Source organism: Spirillospora sp. NPDC046719, from assembly GCF_040645715.1.
Lineage (GTDB): Bacteria > Actinomycetota > Actinomycetes > Streptosporangiales > Streptosporangiaceae > Spirillospora.
On record NZ_JBEYYT010000680.1, the window covers coordinates 1 to 3,620 of the forward strand.

At 73.1% G+C, this 3,620-nt stretch carries 3 protein-coding genes and 1 pseudogene; 3 read left to right on the forward strand and 1 reads right to left on the reverse strand.

The window, feature by feature from the left end:
• The 3 genes and pseudogenes from ABZ914_RS48515 to ABZ914_RS48525 all read left to right on the forward strand — a co-directional run.
• Nucleotides 1-633 (forward strand): annotated as a pseudogene (locus ABZ914_RS48515) (hypothetical protein); the annotation flags it as partial.
• A gap of 275 nt (nt 634-908) precedes the next feature.
• On the forward strand, nt 909-1,688 hold the full coding sequence (locus ABZ914_RS48520) for an electron transfer flavoprotein subunit beta/FixA family protein (RefSeq protein WP_285916353.1): 780 nt from the start codon (nt 909-911) through the stop codon (nt 1,686-1,688).
• A 21-nt stretch (nt 1,689-1,709) separates the two neighbouring features.
• Entirely contained in the window at nt 1,710-2,660 is a 951-nt protein-coding gene (locus ABZ914_RS48525; protein WP_190868970.1) for an electron transfer flavoprotein subunit alpha/FixB family protein, read from the forward strand.
• Between the two features lie 54 nt (nt 2,661-2,714).
• On the opposite strand, the gene ABZ914_RS48530 is transcribed toward ABZ914_RS48525, so the two are convergent.
• The coding region (locus ABZ914_RS48530) for a hypothetical protein (protein WP_500201380.1) at nt 2,715-3,620 on the reverse strand (906 nt) is incomplete at its 5' end.

Below are 3,620 nucleotides of genomic sequence, written 5' to 3' on the forward strand. Positions count from 1 at the left end.
CCCGTCCCGGCGCCCGCGCCGGCGGTGGAGGAGACCGCGCCGCCGGTGGCGCCGGTGCCCGCCGCGGAGCCGGCCGGGCGGCCGCAGGGGCCGGCGGTGGCGCAGGCGTGGGCGCGGCTGCTCGCGGCGATGGTGGTGGTGATCGGGGTCGGCGTCGCGGTGATGATGCCGATCATGGGCCTGCTGCTGACACTCGTCGCGGTGACGGCGCTGCGGGCGGCGACGTCCGACACGGTCGCCGGGTGGGCGTCGGCCTTCGGACGGACGGCGCTGACCGTCCCGTACGCGGCGGTGCTGGCGGCGGCGGTGCCGCTCGGGCTGGCGGCGGCGTCGGTGATCGGCGGGGAGATCGACTCGCTGGGCGCCTGCGCGCTCGGCGCGGGGGCGGGGGCGGCGGTGCTGTGGACGGCGCCGGGCGTCAGCGCGCCGCGCCGGCAGCTGGAGCGGATGTTCATGGCGGTCGCGGGCAGCCCGCGGCGGATCGCGGTCGCGGGGGTGGCGCTGGGCGTGCTCGCGCTGGTCGCGGTGGTCGGGGCGATGTCGCTGATGCCGAGCTTCGCGCCGATGTACGGGCTGCAGAGCACGCTGGAGCGCTCGATGGACCGGCTGCAGAACGCCATGGACCGCGGGTGAGCGGTGCCCGCGTCACGCCGTCCGCTGGACGGGACGGGCCCGGCAAACCCGGTGGGCACGTGGGTAAGGTCTCACGAACTGGGATTTGCCAGTAGGCTACCGATGAGTAACATTTGTCGTGCACGGCCGAACCGGGGACCCGGCTCCGAAGCACGTTCGGGTGTTTGGCAGGCTGTGACAGCGAAACGCATGTCCGCGTCGACCCGTGTTGGGCGGCGCCCCTCTGTCCGCTTACCCCAGCGGCCAACTGAGTGCAGGGAGGTCGGCCACCGGCCATGAACATCGTCGTCCTGGTGAAGCAGGTTCCCGATACGGAGAGCCCGCGCAAGCTGAAGTCCGATGACAGCACGCTCGACCGCGCTGCCGCGGACGGTGTCATCAACGAGCTCGATGAGTACGCCATCGAAGAGGCGCTGCGCATCAAGGAGGCCCAGGGCGGCGAGGTGACCGTTCTGACCATGGGCCCGGACAAGGCCACCGACTCCATCCGCAAGTCGCTGGCGATGGGCGCCGACAAGGCCGTCCACCTCGTGGACGACGCCCTCGCCGGCTCCGACGCGCTGCAGACCTCCTACGCGATCCAGCAGGCCCTCGGCCGCACCGGCTTCGACCTGGTGATCCTCGGCTCGGAGTCGACGGACGCGCGCACCGGCGTGCTCGCCGCGATGCTCGCCGAGCGGCTCGGCGTGCCGCAGGTGTCGCTGGCCAACAAGGTCGAGATCGACGGCTCGTCCATCAAGGCGCAGCGCGTCACCGACTACGGCTTCGACCGCGTCGAGGCGACCCTGCCCGCGGTGGTCTCCGTGGTCGAGAAGATCAACGAGCCGCGCTACCCCTCGTTCAAGGGGATCATGGCGGCCAAGAAGAAGCCGGTCGAGACGCTCGGCATCGCCGACGCCGGCATCGACGCCGCGCAGGTCGGCCTGGCGAACGCGGCCACCGAGGTGGTCGACTTCGCCGAGGCCCCGCCGCGCGCGCAGGGTCAGATCGTCACCGACGAGGGCGACGGCGGCGCGAAGATCGCCGAGTTCCTCGCGTCGAAGAAGTTCGTCTGACCGAGGAAGGGGATTAGAACAATGGCTGAGATTCTCGTCCTCGTCGACCACGTCGACGGTGAGGTCAAGAAGGTCGCCCTCGAGCTGCTGACGCTGGCGAACAAGCTGGGCGAGGCCTCCGCGGTATGGATCGGCCCGGGCGCCGACGGTGCCAAGGACAAGCTCGGCGAGTACGGCGCCGCGAAGGTCTACGTCGCCGCCGACGAGGAGCTGACCTCCTACGTCGTCGCGCCGAAGGCCGCGCTGCTGGCGCAGCTCGTGGCCGACAAGTCGCCGGCCGCGGTGCTGGTCTCCGCGACCGCGGAGGGCAAGGAGATCGCGGGCCGCCTGGCGGTCAAGACCGGCTCCGGCGTGCTCACCGACGTGGTGGACGTCGCCGACGGCTTCGTCGCCGAGCACTCCATCTTCGGCGGCGGGATCATCGCGCACGCCAAGGTGAAGACCGGCACGCCGATCATCGCCGTGCGGCCGAACTCCGTCGCCCCCGAGGCGTCCCCGGCCACCCCGGCCGAGGAGGCGGTGTCGGTGACCCTGTCGGACGCCGACAAGGCCACGAAGATCGTGGAGAAGGTCGTCCAGGAGAAGGGCGAGCGCCCGGACCTGACCGAGGCCGCGATCGTGGTCTCCGGCGGCCGCGGCGTCGGCGGCGCCGAGAACTTCAAGATCATCGAGGGCCTGGCCGACTCGCTCGGCGCGGCCGTCGGCGCGTCCCGCGCCGCGACCGACGCCGGCTGGTACCCGCACTCGTTCCAGGTCGGCCAGACCGGCAAGACCGTGTCGCCGCAGCTGTACGTCGCGGTCGGCATCTCCGGCGCCATCCAGCACCGGGCCGGCATGCAGACCTCGAAGACCATCGTCGCCATCAACAAGGACCCCGAGGCGCCGATCTTCGAGCTCGTCGACTACGGCGTCGTGGGCGACCTGTTCCAGGTCGCGCCGCAGCTCACCGAAGAGATCAACAAGCGCAAGTGACCCCTCCCGGACGCCCCGTCCCCGGAACGCTCCGGGGGCGGGGCGTCCGGCGTGTCAGGAGCGCGCCGGCCGCGGGTACGGGACGGCCGCCAGCAGCTGCGGCTTGATCATGTCCTTGACCTCGGAGTAGGGGACGGTCGTGTCCTCCTCGCCGCACGCGGACGCGTAGCCGAGCAGCGCGCCGTAGAAGGCCACGCGCAGGCCGGCCGGCGTGAGCGCCATGCTGACGTCGCCCGTCCCGACGAACGCCGACGGGTTGTCGGTGCCGTGCGGCTGGATCGGCCCGGTCCCGGCGTCGACGTCGCTGTAGCAGTAGGTGCCGTGGGGCAGGTGCGCCTTGATCTTCCGGTCGAGCGGCGCGAGGCCCTGCTGCGTCGGGACGCGGAACAGGTCGAGCGGGCGGTAGGCGGCACCGGTCCGCAGGTCGACGGTCACGGCGGGCGAGTGGTCCCAGCCGGTTCCGCGCTCGCCCTGCAGGGAGACGGTGTACCAGACCGACAGCAGCCGGTCGCCGCGCATCAGGATCGCCGCCTTCACGACGTCGGTGTAGCCGCCCCTGCCGATCCCGGCGAGCCCCTTGCGGGTCTTGGCCCACCGCTCCTCGAGCGGCGCCCGCAGCGCCGCGTTGATCTTCCGGACGAGCGCGGGCCGCCCGCCCGTGACCGTGACGACCTGCCCCCGCGCCTGGAACGTCATCCCGCGGCCGAGGTCCTGCGGCGGTTCGTTCAGCGCGGCGAGCGCGGCCACGATCGGCTTCGGCTCCGGCTTGTCCTTCGCCTCCGCGACGTAGACGGCCGCGCCGGCGCCCGCCGCGACGACGGCGGCGCCGCCCGCGACCGCCGCGGCGCCCTTCGCGCCGAGCGCGCCGAGGACGCCCTTGCCGGCCGTGGCGGTCCCGGCCGTCCCGGCGCTCGCGCCGGATCCGCCGGCGGCGCCCGCGGCGCCCGCCGTGCCGGCCGC